At 74.2% G+C, this 13,251-nt stretch carries 13 protein-coding genes, 1 tRNA gene and 2 riboswitches; of the genes, 6 read left to right on the forward strand and 8 right to left on the reverse strand.

The features are described 5' to 3' along the window. Nucleotides 1-27 precede the first annotated feature (27 nt). Nucleotides 28-846, forward strand: coding sequence for a TIGR03619 family F420-dependent LLM class oxidoreductase (locus EXU48_RS11710; protein WP_133107832.1), 819 nt, complete (start codon nucleotides 28-30; stop codon nucleotides 844-846). 29 nt (nucleotides 847-875) lie between these two features. On the opposite strand, the gene EXU48_RS11715 is transcribed toward EXU48_RS11710, so the two are convergent. Next, nucleotides 876-948: transfer RNA gene (locus tag EXU48_RS11715), tRNA-Arg, on the reverse strand. A gap of 73 nt (nucleotides 949-1,021) precedes the next feature. Between EXU48_RS11715 and EXU48_RS11720 the strand changes: the two genes are divergently transcribed. After that, on the forward strand, nucleotides 1,022-1,489 hold the full coding sequence (locus EXU48_RS11720) for a hypothetical protein (protein ID WP_133107833.1): 468 nt from the start codon (nucleotides 1,022-1,024) through the stop codon (nucleotides 1,487-1,489). A gap of 350 nt (nucleotides 1,490-1,839) precedes the next feature. Continuing rightward, the gene (gene rocD, locus EXU48_RS11725) at nucleotides 1,840-3,006 is read left to right on the forward strand and encodes an ornithine--oxo-acid transaminase (protein ID WP_133107834.1); all 1,167 of its coding nucleotides are present in this window, start codon (nucleotides 1,840-1,842) and stop codon (nucleotides 3,004-3,006) included. A gap of 25 nt (nucleotides 3,007-3,031) precedes the next feature. On the opposite strand, the gene EXU48_RS11730 is transcribed toward rocD, so the two are convergent. From EXU48_RS11730 to EXU48_RS11740, 3 genes are all read right to left on the reverse strand, one after another. Beyond that, nucleotides 3,032-3,964 carry a universal stress protein gene (locus EXU48_RS11730; RefSeq protein ID WP_133107835.1) on the reverse strand — a complete coding sequence of 311 codons (933 nt, stop codon included), beginning with the start codon at nucleotides 3,962-3,964 and terminating at the stop codon, nucleotides 3,032-3,034. 162 nt (nucleotides 3,965-4,126) lie between these two features. Beyond that, complete coding sequence (locus EXU48_RS11735) at nucleotides 4,127-4,849, reverse strand: C40 family peptidase (RefSeq protein WP_235856979.1); 723 nt, start codon at nucleotides 4,847-4,849, stop codon at nucleotides 4,127-4,129. A gap of 60 nt (nucleotides 4,850-4,909) precedes the next feature. Next, nucleotides 4,910-5,094: riboswitch (cyclic di-AMP (ydaO/yuaA leader) on the reverse strand. 151 nt (nucleotides 5,095-5,245) lie between these two features. Next, nucleotides 5,246-5,932, reverse strand: a complete 687-nt coding sequence (locus EXU48_RS11740; RefSeq protein WP_133107837.1) for a metal-dependent transcriptional regulator — start codon at nucleotides 5,930-5,932, stop codon at nucleotides 5,246-5,248. A gap of 168 nt (nucleotides 5,933-6,100) precedes the next feature. Between EXU48_RS11740 and EXU48_RS11745 the strand changes: the two genes are divergently transcribed. From EXU48_RS11745 to EXU48_RS11755, 3 genes are read left to right on the forward strand one after another with little or no spacing between them, the layout of a single operon-like run. After that, entirely contained in the window at nucleotides 6,101-7,117 is a 1,017-nt protein-coding gene (locus EXU48_RS11745; protein WP_165962778.1) for a citrate/2-methylcitrate synthase, read from the forward strand. Beyond that, nucleotides 7,114-8,220 carry a phosphoserine transaminase gene (gene serC, locus EXU48_RS11750; protein ID WP_133107839.1) on the forward strand — a complete coding sequence of 369 codons (1,107 nt, stop codon included), beginning with the start codon at nucleotides 7,114-7,116 and terminating at the stop codon, nucleotides 8,218-8,220. Before EXU48_RS11745 ends, serC begins: the two co-directional genes overlap by 4 nt. After that, nucleotides 8,220-9,029: an SDR family NAD(P)-dependent oxidoreductase gene (locus EXU48_RS11755; RefSeq protein WP_133107840.1), complete on the forward strand. Its 810-nt coding sequence runs from the start codon at nucleotides 8,220-8,222 to the stop codon at nucleotides 9,027-9,029. Before serC ends, EXU48_RS11755 begins: the two co-directional genes overlap by 1 nt. Before the next feature lie 7 nt (nucleotides 9,030-9,036). On the opposite strand, the gene EXU48_RS11760 is transcribed toward EXU48_RS11755, so the two are convergent. Genes EXU48_RS11760 through EXU48_RS11775 form a run of 4 tightly spaced genes read right to left on the reverse strand, consistent with a single transcriptional unit; the run spans nucleotide 9,037 to nucleotide 13,020 of the window. After that, nucleotides 9,037-9,894: an energy-coupling factor transporter transmembrane component T family protein gene (locus EXU48_RS11760; RefSeq protein WP_165962779.1), complete on the reverse strand. Its 858-nt coding sequence runs from the start codon at nucleotides 9,892-9,894 to the stop codon at nucleotides 9,037-9,039. Then, nucleotides 9,891-11,615: an ABC transporter ATP-binding protein gene (locus EXU48_RS11765; RefSeq protein WP_133107842.1), complete on the reverse strand. Its 1,725-nt coding sequence runs from the start codon at nucleotides 11,613-11,615 to the stop codon at nucleotides 9,891-9,893. The genes EXU48_RS11760 and EXU48_RS11765 overlap by 4 nt, the downstream gene beginning before the upstream one ends. Further along, the gene (locus tag EXU48_RS11770; RefSeq protein ID WP_133107843.1) at nucleotides 11,612-12,292 is read right to left on the reverse strand and encodes an ECF transporter S component; all 681 of its coding nucleotides are present in this window, start codon (nucleotides 12,290-12,292) and stop codon (nucleotides 11,612-11,614) included. Before EXU48_RS11770 ends, EXU48_RS11765 begins: the two co-directional genes overlap by 4 nt. Further along, nucleotides 12,289-13,020 carry a YkoF family thiamine/hydroxymethylpyrimidine-binding protein gene (locus EXU48_RS11775; protein ID WP_133107844.1) on the reverse strand — a complete coding sequence of 244 codons (732 nt, stop codon included), beginning with the start codon at nucleotides 13,018-13,020 and terminating at the stop codon, nucleotides 12,289-12,291. Before EXU48_RS11775 ends, EXU48_RS11770 begins: the two co-directional genes overlap by 4 nt. Before the next feature lie 81 nt (nucleotides 13,021-13,101). Then, nucleotides 13,102-13,215, reverse strand: a riboswitch (TPP riboswitch). Between the last annotated feature and the right edge of the window lie 36 nt (nucleotides 13,216-13,251).

Genomic DNA, 13,251 nt, shown 5'->3' on the forward strand with positions numbered 1-13,251 from the left:
CTCGTGCGCAGGCGGTTCGCCCCTGACATGGAACTCGAAATGGTGCTGCCCGACGAGTCGCCGTCGATTCCCGTGCGCACGCTCGTCGAGCTGGCCCGGACGGCCGAGGACCTCGGTTACACCACGGCGTGGCTGCCCGAGCACGTGCTACCGCCGCCGGGTGAGTTCGGCGCGACGTTCGGCGGGGTGTACGAGCCGCTGGTGACGATCGGGCACCTGGCCGCGGTAACCGAGCGGCTGCGGCTCGGCACGTCCGTACTGATCGCCCCGCTGCGCAACCCGTTCGTGCTCGCCAAGCAGGTCGCCACCCTGCACCAGCTCTCGGCGGGCCGGGTGGTGCTGGGCCTCGGGGTCGGCTGGATCGAGCAGGAGTTCGATGCCGTCGGGGCCGACTATCACCACCGAGGCGCCATCACCGACGACGTGATCGCCCTGCTGCGCCACCTCTTCGACGGCGGCACGGCGCCCTACCGGGGCCGGCGGTTCGCCTACGAGCAGGGCGTGTTCGCCCCGGTCCCGGACGGCCGGGTGCCGATCATGGTGGGCGGCAACAGCGACGCGGCGCTGCGCCGCGCGGCCCGGTCCGCCGACGTCTGGCAGGGCATTCCGGACGGCCCCGGCGCCTTCGCCGAGCGGGCGCGGCGGCTGGCCGAGCTCACGGCCGGTCGTCCTGAGGTCGTGGCCGCGGTGCGGCTCGGCTGGGACGGCGGCGCGCAGGTCGGGCGGGTCGCCGACGAGATCCGCGCCTACGCCGAAGCCGGAGCGCAGCGGGTGGCCGTGCACTTCGGTGACCACGGCGGCACCCGGGAACGGATGGAAGCGCTGGCCACGGCCCTGGGCCGCTGACCGTCCCGGACCTCGGCGGCCGGCCTGCGTGCCCCCGGCGCGATTCGAACGCGCGACCTACCGCTTAGGAGGCGGTTGCTCTATCCCCTGAGCTACGGGGGCCACGGTGGAAGAGTACCGGCCCACCGGCGGTCGAAGCGAAGCGGCCCCGGCGTCGGTGTGGCACCGTGGGGGCGTGCCCGCCACCGTCACCTCCCGCGTGATCGGCCTGGACGCCGTTGCCCTGTTCGACCGGGTCACGGCGCTCGCGAACCACGAGCGGCTGATCCCGCTGACGCGCGTGCACGCGCCGCACCGCCGGCCCCGGGTGGGCGACCGGGTCGTCGCCACCTCCGCGGGAGTGCTACGGGACGTCATGCTGCTCACGCAGTACGAGAGGCCCGACGGCGTCGCGGACCCACGCTCCGCCGTCGCCGGGGTGGGACGGGCCGTCTACCGCAAACTCGGCCCGGTCCTGCTCGGCCGCGCCGAGATCGTGGTCACCGCGCTCGGACCGGCCACGGCCCGGGTCGACTGGACCGAGGACGTGCGCCTGGTGGACCCGTGGCGGCCGGCCGAGGCGATCGTGTGCCCGTTGCTCGCGGTGATGACGGCGCGGGCGCTGCGGCTGCTCGCCGAGGCGACCGACGGCGAGCGCGGCTGACCCCGACTCCCCCGCCACCACCCGCCCCGACTCCCCTGACGGCCCGTCGAACGCGCACTTCCCACGGTGGACCGCGGCCGCAACCGGGGGCAACAACGCGGTCGGCCGAGGTGGGCGAGACCGAGGTGGGGGGAGGTCGTGGTGGAACGTGCGGTGGCGAATGGGGGCGCCGATCGCTAGCCGGGCCGTGTCTCAACATGTGAGAATGACGGGACTTCCGCACACCCAACTGGAGGTTCGATGTTGCACCCCCGCCACCGGACGTGCCCATCCGCGCACGTCGGGGCCCGCCCGGTCCACCCCGCCACCGGCCGCCGTCCGGTCCCCGCGCGAACGGAGGTGGTTCCGTCATGAGCGCACTCGCGGTCAACTACGCCCCGCTCGACATCGACATCGCCGACGGCGAGGGGGTGTGGATCACCGACACCGCCGGCAACCGCTACATCGACTGCCTGGCCGGCTACTCGGCCCTGAACTTCGGGCACCGCAACCCCGAGCTGACCGCGGCCGCGCACGCCCAGCTCGACCGGGTCACGCTGACCGCGCGGGCGATCGGCAACGACCGGCTGCTCCCGTTCGCGGAGGCCGTGACCGCGCTCACCGGCACCGAGATGCTGCTGCCGATGAACACCGGGGCGGAGGCGGTGGAGACCGCCATCAAGACGTCCCGCAAGTGGGGCTACGACGTCAAGGGCGTGCCTCGCTACGACGCGACCATCGTGGTCGCCGCGAACGCCTTCCACGGCCGGACCACCACGATCGTCTCGATGTCGACCGACCCGGAGGCCCGCGACGGGTTCGGTCCGTACACCCCTGGGTTCCGGGTGGTGCCGTACGGGGACGCCGCGGCCGTCGCGGACGCCATCGACGAGACCACGGTCGCGGTGCTCGTGGAGCCGGTCCAGGGCGAGGCCGGGGTGATCATCCCGCCCGAGGACTACCTCGGCGCCCTGCGGGCCACCTGCACGGCCGCGAACGTGCTCCTGGTCCTGGACGAGATCCAGTCCGGGCTCGGCCGCACGGGGGCCACCCTCACCCAGGACCTGTCCGGGGTGCGGGCGGACCTGACCACGCTCGGCAAGGCGCTCGGCGGTGGCATCATCCCGACCTCGGCTCTCGTCGGCCGCGCGGATGTCATCGAGGTGGTCACCGCGGGCACCCACGGATCCACGTTCGGGGGGAACCCGCTCGCGTGCGCCGTGGGCCTGGCGGTCACGAAGATCCTCGGCACTGGGTACTACCAGGAGCGGGCCCGCACCCTGAGCCCGATCCTGGCCGAGCGGGCCAAGGACCTCGTGGCCGAGGGGCTGCTCACCGACGTGCGCTGCCTCGGCCTGTGGATGGGCGTGGACGTCGCGAACCTCACCGGGCGCCAGGTCAGCATCAGGCTCGCCGAACGGGGCGTGATCGCGAAGGAGACCCACGGCAACACCATCCGGTTCGCGCCGCCGTTGTGCGTCACCGAGGACGAACTGCACCAGGTCATGGACGCGCTCACGGCGGCCCTACGGGCCTGAGGGGGCGGCGCCGGCCCGGCCCCGGTCAGGGCCGGCGCTTCCACCCCATCGCGATCGGCGGGAGACCCTCGTCGGCCACCCGGGTCGGCACCACCATCACCGGGCACGCCGAGTGGTGCAACACCTGCTGGGAGGTGGAGCCGAGCAGCATCCCGGCGAACCCCCCGCGCCCACGGGAGCCCACCACCACCAGGTCGACGGCGGTGGAGAACTCCGAGAGCAGCGCGGCACCGTTGCCGTCCAGGGCGTGCCGGCGCACGGTCAGGTCCCGTCCCTCGAGGGCGTGGTCGACGGCGACGTTCAGCCCCTCCTTGACGTCGGCGAGCACCCCCTCCCGGTCGACGGACGCGGGCAGCCAGCCGAGCAGACCCGCGCCCGCGCCGATCGGCACCGCGACGACCGCCGTCAGCTCCGCACCCCAGACCTCGGCCTCCTCGATCGCCCGACCGAGGGCGACCTTCGCGGACTCCGAGCCGTCGACCCCGACCACGATCCGCTTCACCGGCAGCGGGGTCTCCTCGCCCTCCCGCAGTGGCACCACCACCGTGGGGCAGTGCGCGTGCGCGGGCAGCGCCGAGGAGACGGTGCCGAGGATCCGCTCGGCGAACCCGCTCGTCCCCCGGGTGCCCACCACCGCGAGGCACACCTGCTTGGACAGGTCCACCAGGACCCCGGCCGCGTCGCCGGTCTCCAGCGCGCTGGTGACGTCCACCCCTCGGCCGTCGACCCGCGCCAGCGCCTCGTCGAGGACGGCCTGGGCGCCCTCCCGGATCGCCGTGTCGTCCAACGTGGCGTAGCCACCGTCGAGCGACGCCGCCGCGAACGTGGGCAGGGCGTACGCGCACACCAGGTGTAGCCGCCAACCGACCCGCTTCGCCTGGGCGACCGCCCAGTCCAGGGCGTTCAGGCTCGCCGCTGAGCCGTCCACCCCGACGAGGATCACCTGTTCATGCTCCATGACCGCTTCACCGCCGTCCCTTGGGAATCTCTTTGACTATTGTGCCCCGTCCGGGCGCGCCCCGCAGCGTTCCCCACGCGGGGAAACGAGAACGTTACCGGCCTGGAACGACGAATGGCCCGCCCCCGGTCGGGGGGCGGGCCATCCGTTGGGAGAGCGTGCTCAGAGAACCCGGATGAAGGTGGGGTTCGAGCGGTAGATCGGGCCGGCGGTCAGCGGGGTACCGGGGTTGCGCGCAGCGATGTGCTGGTTGCCACCGAGGTAGATGCCGACGTGGCCGGGCCACCAGATCAGGTCACCGGGCTGCGCCTCGGACGCCGAGACCACGGTGCCCGAGCCGCGCTGCGCGGAGGAGCTGCGCGGCAGGCTGATGCCCACCTGGGCGAACACGTAGGACGTGAACCCGGAGCAGTCGAAGCCGGACGGGGTGCCACCGCCGTACACGTACGGGGTGCCCACGTAGCGGTAGGCGATGTCGATCACGGCTGCGGCCGAGGCCGAGGTGACCTGCGGAGCGGGGGCGGCCTCCTCGACAGCCTCGCGCTCGGTGCTGCGCGACGCCTGCGTGGTGGTGCTGCGGCTCGTGGTCTCGGTGCGCACGACCGGCGGCGGGGGCGGCGGCGGGGCGGCCTCGGACGTCGCCTCCACGGCGGTGAACGTCCACGCGGCGTCGGCGGCCACGGTGACGGTCTCGGCGGTGGTGCCCGGCGCGTCCAGGTTGGCGGCCGCGGCGGCCGTCAGGTTCGCGGTCTGCACCGGCGCCACGTTGTTCGGGGCGGCGATGCCTGCGGAGGCGCTCAGCGTGAGGATGATCCCCGAGGAAGCCACAGCGGCAGCGGTGCGGCGACCGACGGTCCCTGCAACGGCCTGACCGAACGTGGTCAAGGGGGTGACGGGACGGCGGGCGGCTCGGTGCCGCGCGCCTGCGGTGCATTCAGTCAAAGTGGTACCTCTCCTGACGCCTACGAGGTGAGCTGTCGGGTTCGGGTGGGAGATCACCCGGTCTGCCGGACCTCACGATCCGGCGGGACTTCACCCCAAGGAGTTCATCGACAACCTGAACACCAGAAGGATTGGGTCCCCCGTCCCTGTCGCTTGCTGTACGGGACCTCGTTCGGTGACAGGGCTAGGCGTCCGTCCGAGGTACTCGCCGAAGGAGGGTTTCGTCGAGCGAGGTTGAGGCTACATGACGCTCGCGGCAATTGTCACGTTCCGGTCACGAAGTGTGTCCGGACGGGCACCGCGACCCGGTCGCTCGGCTCGAAAGCGGCTCGGGCCCGACTACTTCACCGACCTCACGAACAGGTGGCGCGCGGTGTCCTCGGGTACCTCGAGGGCGTACTCGGCGCCCTCGACACTGACCGTGATGACGTCCTGGGAGCGCTGCGACGTCAGCACGGCGCCCGGTCGGACGCCGGCCTCGCTGAACCGGGCGAGCAGTTCCACGTCGACCTGCAGCGGCTCCCCGATGCGGGTCAGCACGAACTCGACCCGGTCGCCGGTGACCGCGTCCGCGAGTGCGACGCCCAGGTCCGGGACCGGCCGGGCCTCCCCGAACTCCTCGAGCCCCGGGATCGGGTTGCCGTACGGGTCGTGGTCGGGGTGGTTCATCAGAGTGAGCAGGCGCTCCTCGACCTGGCGGCTCATGACGTGCTCCCAGCGGCAGGCCTCCTCGTGCACGTGCGGCCAGTCCAGCCCGATCACGTCGGTGAGCAGCCGTTCGGCCAGGCGGTGCTTGCGCATCACCCGGGTGGCACGCGCCAGGCCCTCCTCGGTCAGTTCCAGATGACGGTCGCCGGTGACGATCATCAGGCCATCGCGCTCCAACCGTGCGACGGTCTGGGAGACGGTCGGGCCGGAATGACCGAGACGCTCGGCGATCCTGGCCCGGAGCGGCACGATGCCGTCCTCCATGAGCTCGAACACCGTCTTCAGATACATCTCGGTCGTGTCGATCAGATCGGCCATGACGTCCTATCCATCCCCTTGCTCCGCGAACCTGGCCCAACCTTAGTCGCTGCGCCCCGACATCCGACCTCGGGCGCCGCACGGCCCGCCGACGCCGCTCCCGAACGCCAGGCGGACCGCGCCCCGGCTGGTCCGGACGGGCCCCGCCGATCACCTACCCTCAGCGTGATGAGTGTCATACCTGCGATCTCCACCGTCGAGCCGGGTGGCGTGCTCCGGTACCGCGGCCACGACGTCGGCGAACTCGTCCGCACGCGGCCCTACGGCGAGGTCTGGACCCTGCTCGTGGACGGCACCCTGCACGGGCAGCCGCTGCCGCCCGCCGAGTCGTTCCCGCTGCCGGTGCGCACCGGTGACCACCGGGTGGACCTGCAGGCCGCCCTGGCGGCGCTGGCGCCGGTGTGGGGGTTCCTGCCGATCACCGACGTCGACGGCGTCCGGTTGCGCAGCGATCTCGCCCGCGCCTGCTCGATGGCCTACTCCTTCCTCGCCCAATCCGCGCGGAGCGCGGACCTGCCCTCGATCGGGCGGCGGGAGATCGTCGGTGCCGGTGGGCTGGCCGAACGGTTCCTGATGACCTGGCGCGGGGAGGTGTCCGAGGGTGACGCCAGGGCCCTGAACGCGTGCTGGGTGGCCCTCGCCGAGCACGGCCTGGCCACGTCCACCCGGGCGGCCCGCCTGATCGCGGGCACCGGGGCGGATGCCGCCGCGTGCCTGTCCGGGGCGGTGGCCGCCTCGAGCGGTCCGATCGGTGGCGGTGCCACGGCCCGCTCGCTCGGCCTGATCGAAGCCGCCGAGCACCGCGGCGACGCCCGCGCCGCCGTCCGGGCCGCCTTCGAGGCGGGCACCCTGTTCGGGTTCGGCAACTCCGGGTACACCGGCGCCGACCCTCGGGTGACGGCCCTGCGCCGGGTCGCCACGGACCTCGGCGTGCGGCGGCTCGAGGTGGCCACCGCGGTCGCCGAGGCCGCCCGGGCGGAGTACGCCGACCGTGACCTGCCGGTGCCCGTCGACCGCGGTGACCAGGTGATGTTCTGGTCGGCCCTCCTGTTCGACCACGCGCGGGTCCCGGCGCGCATGTTCACCGCCATGTTCGCGTGCGCCCGGCTCGCCGGCTGGAGCGCCCACGTGGCGCAGGTGCACGAGCACCGGACGGCGCCCGGACCTGGGATGATCGGCACGTGACCACCCTCACCATCCCGGCCGGCCTGCTGCCCGCCGACGGCCGCTTCGGTTGCGGCCCGAGCCTGATCCGACCAGCCCAGATGGACGCCCTGGCGGCGCTGGGCACCACGGTGCTCGGCACCTCGCACCGGCAGGACCCGGTGCGCTCGCTGGTCGGGCGCGTTCGCGACTCGCTGGCCACCCTGTTCGACCTGCCGGACGGCTACGAGGTGGTGCTCGGCAACGGCGGCGCGACCTTCTTCTGGGACGCGGCCACCTTCGGGCTGATCCGCGAGCGCTCGCAGCACGTGTCCACCGGCGAGTTCGGTGCCAAGTTCGCGGCCGCGGCCACCCGGGCCCCGTTCCTCGGCGCGCCCGAGATCATCGAGGCGACGCCCGGCGAGCTCGCCCTGCCCGGGGCGAGCGACGCCGTCGACGTCCACGCCTGGGCCCAGAACGAGACGTCCACCGGCGTGCTGGCCCCGGTTCGGCGGGTGCCGGACACCGACGCCCTCATGCTGGTGGACGCGACGTCCGCGGCCGGCGGGGTCGGGGTGGACGTCGGCCAGGCGGACGCCTACTACTTCGCGCCGCAGAAGGCGATGGGCTCCGACGGCGGGCTCTGGTTCGCGATCCTGTCCCCGGCCGCGCTCGAGCGGGTCGGCGAGCTGGCCGGGCGGTGGGTGCCCGAGTCGCTGTCGCTGCCGCTCGCGCTGGAGAACTCCCGCAAGAACCAGACCCTGAACACCCCGGCGATCGCCACCGTGGTGCTGATGGCCGAGCAGCTCGACTGGCTGCTGGACGCCGGCGGCCTGGCCGCTGCGGCCCACCGCAGCGCCACCTCGGCCGCGCACCTGTACGGCTGGGCGGAGGCCTCGGAGTACGCCTCGCCGTTCGTGACCGCCGTCGAGGCCCGCTCCCCCGTGGTCGGCACGATCGAGTTCGATCCGGGTGTCGATGCCGCCACAGTGGCGAGGACGCTGCGCGAGAATGGGGTGGTGGACACCGAGCCCTACCGCAAACTCGGCCGCAACCAGCTCCGGGTCGGCATGTACCCCTCGGTCGACCCGGCGGATGTGGCCGCACTGACCGCATGCGTCGACTACGTGATCGAGCACCTCTGATGCGCGGGCTCGTGGGCCGGGTGGCCCTGGTCACCGGCGCCGGACACGGCATCGGCGCAGCGATCGCCGGCCGGCTCGCCGCCGAGGGTGTGCGGGTGGTCGCCGCGGACCTGGACCTGCCGGCAGCGGAGGCGGTCGTCTCGGAGCTCCCGACGGCGGGTCGCGCCCTGCGCATGGACGTCACCGACCGGGCCGGGGTGGAGGCGGCGGTCGCCGCCGCGGTCGAGGAGTTCGGCGGCATCGACATCCTCGTCAACAACGTCGGGGTCGCGGGTGGGCGCCCGTTCGACCAGCTCGACGACGCCGAGTGGGACCGCCAGGTGGAGCCGACCCTGCGCGGCGCGCTGCGGTGCATCCAGGTCTGCCTTCCGGAACTGCTGCGGGCCGCCGGCGGCGGCCGGATCGTCTCGATCTCCTCCGTGAACGGGATGACGGCCGTGGGCGACGTGCCGTACTCGGCCGCGAAGGCCGCCCTGATCAACGCGTCGATGAACATCGCGGTGGAGTACGGGCCCAAGGCACTGGGCACCGCGAGCGGCGGCTCCGGCTGGGTCCGCGCGAACGTCGTCGCCCCGGGGACGATCGTGACCCGGAACTGGACCGAGAACGGCCCCGAGCAGTTGCAGATGCTGGAGTCGATGTCCCAGCTCTACCCGATGGGCCGGGTGGGCCAACCGGACGAGGTGGCGGCCGCCGTCGCCTTCCTGGCCTCCGACGACGCGTCCTGGATCACCGGGATCACGCTGCCGGTCGACGGCGGCTTCCTGACCGGACCCCTGGTCCGGATCCGCGACTTCGCGGGCGACTGACCCCGGCTCAGCCGAACACGCCGAGAGCACCCCAGCCGGCCAGGAGGCCGGCGTGCCGACTGACGAGCAGCACCAGCGTGACCACCGCGAGCACGACGCCCGTGAGCACCGCGTCGCCGGGGGTCAACCGGGCCGGGTCATGGATCGTGCGGCGGCCGGCGCCGAGGCCGCGGGTCTCGAGGGCGATCGACATCCGTTCCCCGCGGCGCAGGGTCGTGACCAGAAGCGTGAACGCGGCGCGGGTGAGCGCCCGGGGCGAGCGGGGCAGTGCGACGGGACGATGCGGGGCACGCGAGCCGCGCCGCTGTACCCCTCGGCCGGGCGCGCGCGTGCGGCGCATCGCCTGCGCCTGGCGGATCGTCTGCCATTGCTGCGGCAGCTGCTCCAGGAGCCGGTACCCGGCCAGCACCGCGTAGGCGAAGGCGCCGGACAGCCGCACGTGCTGGTGCAGGCTGGTCATCAGCCGGGCGCCGTCGGTGGTGAGCACGAACCCGAGCGACAGGGTGCCGATGAGCAGGGTCCGGACCGCGAGGGACGCCCCGATGGCCAGGCCCGGCGCGGTCACGTCGAAGGGGCCGAGCGTGCCGACCACCTCACCCTGCCGGGTGAGCGCGTTGACGGTGAACAGGCTGAGCCCGAACAGTGCGAACGGCACGTGCGCGCGGGCCAGGGTGCGCGGCGGGATCCGGCCGGCGACGGCGACCGCGGGCAGCGCGATCAGGTACAGGGCCGTGGGCGTCCAGGGGTCGAACACACCGGTGACGACGGCGGAGGTCACCAGCACGAGGGCGAGCTTGACGGCCGGGTCCCGCCGGTGCAGGAGCGAGTCCACGTCCAGGGGGCGGCCGAAGGCGGTCGCGCTCACGCCGGGACCGCCCGGCCCGGCCGGTCCAGCCCAGTGGCGGCGTCCAGGGTCTCGAGCAGGTCCCGCAGCGGCAGGCCGCTGCCGCGCCACCCCTCGAGCAGCGGTGGCAGCGCCAGCCCGGCCCGATCGAGGGCGGCGCCGGCGAGCACCTCGTCCACCCCTCCGCGGGCGAGCACCCCGCCGGGCAGCGGGATCCCCCCGGGCCGCACCTCGCCGCCGCCGAGGACCACCACCTCATCGGCCAGGGTGGCCACCAGACGCAGGTCGTGACTGACCAGGACCACGCCCCGCCCGTCGTCGGCGAGCCCGCGCAGGGCCCGGGCGACGGCGGCCGTGGTGCGCCGGTCCTGCCCGAACGTGGGCTCGTCCGCGAGGAAGACCTCGTCGTCGCAGACCGCCATGGCGGCGAGCGAGAGCCGGCGCTGCTGCCCGCCGGAGAGCCGGAACGGGTCCCGGTCGGCGACCGCGGCGAGGTGGTAGCGCGCCAGGGCGGCCTCGACGACCCCGGGACGGGTCGCGTCCGCCCCGTGCGCCACCTCGGCGCGCACCGAGCGCGCGAGAAACTGGTGCTCGGGATTCTGGAACACCAGGCCGGCCGGTGGGCCGTCGATCGTGCCGGTGAACGGCAGCAGCCCGGCGAGGGCGAGCAGCAGGCTCGACTTCCCGGACCCGTTCGCCCCGAGGACCGCGGTGATCCGGCCGCGGTGCACGTCCAGGTCGACGCCGGTCAGGACCGGCGTCGCCGCGCGGTGCACGCCGAGCCCGCGGGCGCGCAGGAGCGCCCCACCGGCCGGACCCTTCGACGACGTGGCCGACGGTGCCGAGGGTGACCGACGTGCGCTGCGCCGTCGGGCCATCAGCTCGAGCAGCCCCGCGCGCAGCGCGGCGACCCCGGGGGCGACCTCACGCCCCAGCGCCGCCCCGACCTCGACCCGAGCCGGCAGCCACGCCCCGGCGGCCGTCAGGTCCGCGCCGTGCTCGCGCAACACCTGCTGCGTCGGACCGGCGGCCCGGACCCGGCCGGCGTCGTCGAGGACGACCACCCGCTCGGGCAGCCTGCCCAGCTCGTCGAGTCGGTGCTCGATGAGCACCTGGGCCGGCCCGGGATCGGCGAGCAGGGCGCCGATCCGCCGGGCCGCCGCGGTGTCCAGCAACGCCGTCGGCTCGTCGAGGAGCAGCACCTCGGGACGGGCCACGAGCGCCGCGGCGAGCGCGACCCGCTGCCCCTGCCCGCCGGAGAGCTCACCGGTGCGCCGCCCGGCCAGGTGCGCCGCCCCGACGGCCGCGAGCGCGGCACGCACCCGCGGGCCGATCCGCTCCGGTGGCACGGCCCGGTTCTCGCAGGCGAACGCGACCTCGTCCGTCACGGTGGGCAGGCACAGCTGGTCGGCGGGGTCCTGGGTGAGGGTGCCGACCCGGGCGGCCAGGACCGGCACCGGCGTGGTGGTGGGATCCGCCCCGGCGATGGCGACCCGGCCGGTCACCTCGGCGTCGATGGTCCCCGGGACCACCCCGGCGAGGACCCGCAGCACCGTGCTCTTCCCGGAGCCCGATGAGCCCATCAGCAGCAGCCGCTGCCCGGCGGGCACGTCGAGGTCGACACCGTCGAGGGTGGGCTCCGCCGCCGTCGGGTAGTGCACGCGCAGGTCCGCTGCCGTGACCGCAGCGGGGGCGCCCGGTCCCGCACGCCGGTCGGTCGCCGGCGACGGAGCGGCCGTCATCGGCGCTGTGCCCGGGCCGCGGCCCGCTCCGCCCGGCCGATCGCGTAGTTGTCGAGTACCCCGGTGCGCAGCAGGGCGTCGCCGATCACCTTCGCGAGGAGCCCGCAGAGCAGGATGCCGCTGGCGAACTGCAGGCCCACGCGCAGCGCGAAGAAGTCCTGACCGGCCCAGCCGAACCGGACCACGCCGAGCATCAGGTTGAACAGGGCGGCGCTGATCCCGGACGCCACGAACACGCTCCAGCCGAACCGGCGGTACCGGGTCAGCGCGAACGGGAGCTCGGCGCCGACCCCCTGGATCAGGCCGACCAGGAGCAGCATCGGGCCCACCGGTGAGGCCAGGAACACGACCTCGACGATCGCGGCGATGATCTCGACGACGACCCCGACGCCCGGCTTGCGGACGATGTAGACCGCGAGCGGGGCGACCACCATCCACCCGCCGGCGAGGGCGTTCTGGGCGAGGTCGCCGAACGGGCCCATCGCCACCTGCAGCCAGCCCCAGAGCTGCACCAGGGCCCAGTACAGGAACCCGAAGACGACGGCAAGCGCGGCCAGCAGGACCAGGTCGTGGAGGGTGATCGGGGAGCGGCGGGGTGCCGTGGGCCGCGGGCTGTGTCCGTTCGGCCCGGCCGGGCTCGGGGTGTCGCGGCGTGGCCCGTCGGTACGGGCGCTCATCGGTCGCCCGCAGAGGTCGGGGCGCTGGGCGAGTCCACCGAGCTCGGCGAGTTCAGGGAGATCGTCGCGTGGGTGGCGACGTGCCGGACGGACCGTCCGACGGTCAGCCAGGCGTCCCCGATCGTGGTCAGGACGTCGGCGAGATCGCCGTCCAGACGGGTCGCGAAGTGCTCGCCACGGGTGAGGGTGCCGCGCCTGCGGGCTCCCTCGATCGCGGCGTAGATCGCGGTCATGTGATCGCCGTCGGGCCCGTCGTGCAGCGGGTACAGCGACCAGTGCGCGGCCGCGCGCAGCCCGGTGGCCGGGATCGGGGCGAGTGGCGCCGGGGCGTACGCGACGCCGTCGGCCACCTCGCAGGCGACCTCGCCCGGGCAGCCGCGGGACAGCAGCACCTGGGCGACCGTGTGTACGCCGGTGCGCCCGGCCCGCGCGATCACCGCGGTGAGGTAGCCGAGCACGTCGGACTCCGGCCCGCGCACGAACGTCGAGACGTCGTCGGTGACCACCTCGAGCCCGGCTCGCAGCTCCGGGTCCACGGCGAGCGCGTCGGTGATGACTGCCACGAAGTCGTCCGTGAGCGGCAGCAGCGTGAACCGGGCACCGACGCCGTACTCCTCCGGCGTGGGCGAGGTGGGTCGCTGGGCCGGGGCGGGTGCGTGGGCATCGGTCTGGGCCGGCGGGCCGGCTGCCGGCGAAACGGCCGGGGTGTCGATCTGCTGGGTGCGCATCGTGGGTCCTCTCGTGGAAGGACCCCCGGCGAGTGCACGACGCCGGGCCCCTCCCGCGCCCGAGACTGCGCACGCGGGTGGTGCCCGACAACTGCCCTACTCCCTACGCTGGTGCTAACCAGGTCAGGTTCCTCGGGTCTGCGGCCGGTGTACCGACCGCACTCTCAGCGCCAACGCGCTCCCCGGGGGCTGTGTCCGGGCCAGCCTAGCCCCGAGGACGCCGCGCCCGGC

The organism is Occultella glacieicola (genome assembly GCF_004353825.1).
Taxonomy (GTDB): Bacteria; Actinomycetota; Actinomycetes; order Actinomycetales; family Beutenbergiaceae; genus Occultella; species Occultella glacieicola.

Bases quoted from the DNA above. Each gene is read 5' to 3' on its own strand.
- EXU48_RS11710 (WP_133107832.1), top strand. From the start codon at position 28: ATGGAACTCGAAATGGTGCTGCCCGACGAGTCGCCGTCGATTCCCGTG.
- rocD (WP_133107834.1), top strand. From the start codon at position 1,840: ATGAGCGCACTCGCGGTCAACTACGCCCCGCTCGACATCGACATCGCC.
- EXU48_RS11730 (WP_133107835.1), bottom strand. From the start codon at position 3,964: ATGGAGCATGAACAGGTGATCCTCGTCGGGGTGGACGGCTCAGCGGCG.
- EXU48_RS11740 (WP_133107837.1), bottom strand. From the start codon at position 5,932: ATGGCCGATCTGATCGACACGACCGAGATGTATCTGAAGACGGTGTTC.
- EXU48_RS11745 (WP_165962778.1), top strand. From the start codon at position 6,101: ATGAGTGTCATACCTGCGATCTCCACCGTCGAGCCGGGTGGCGTGCTC.
- EXU48_RS11755 (WP_133107840.1), top strand. From the start codon at position 8,220: ATGCGCGGGCTCGTGGGCCGGGTGGCCCTGGTCACCGGCGCCGGACAC.
- EXU48_RS11765 (WP_133107842.1), bottom strand. From the start codon at position 11,615: ATGACGGCCGCTCCGTCGCCGGCGACCGACCGGCGTGCGGGACCGGGC.
- EXU48_RS11770 (WP_133107843.1), bottom strand. From the start codon at position 12,292: ATGAGCGCCCGTACCGACGGGCCACGCCGCGACACCCCGAGCCCGGCC.
- EXU48_RS11775 (WP_133107844.1), bottom strand. From the start codon at position 13,020: ATGCGCACCCAGCAGATCGACACCCCGGCCGTTTCGCCGGCAGCCGGC.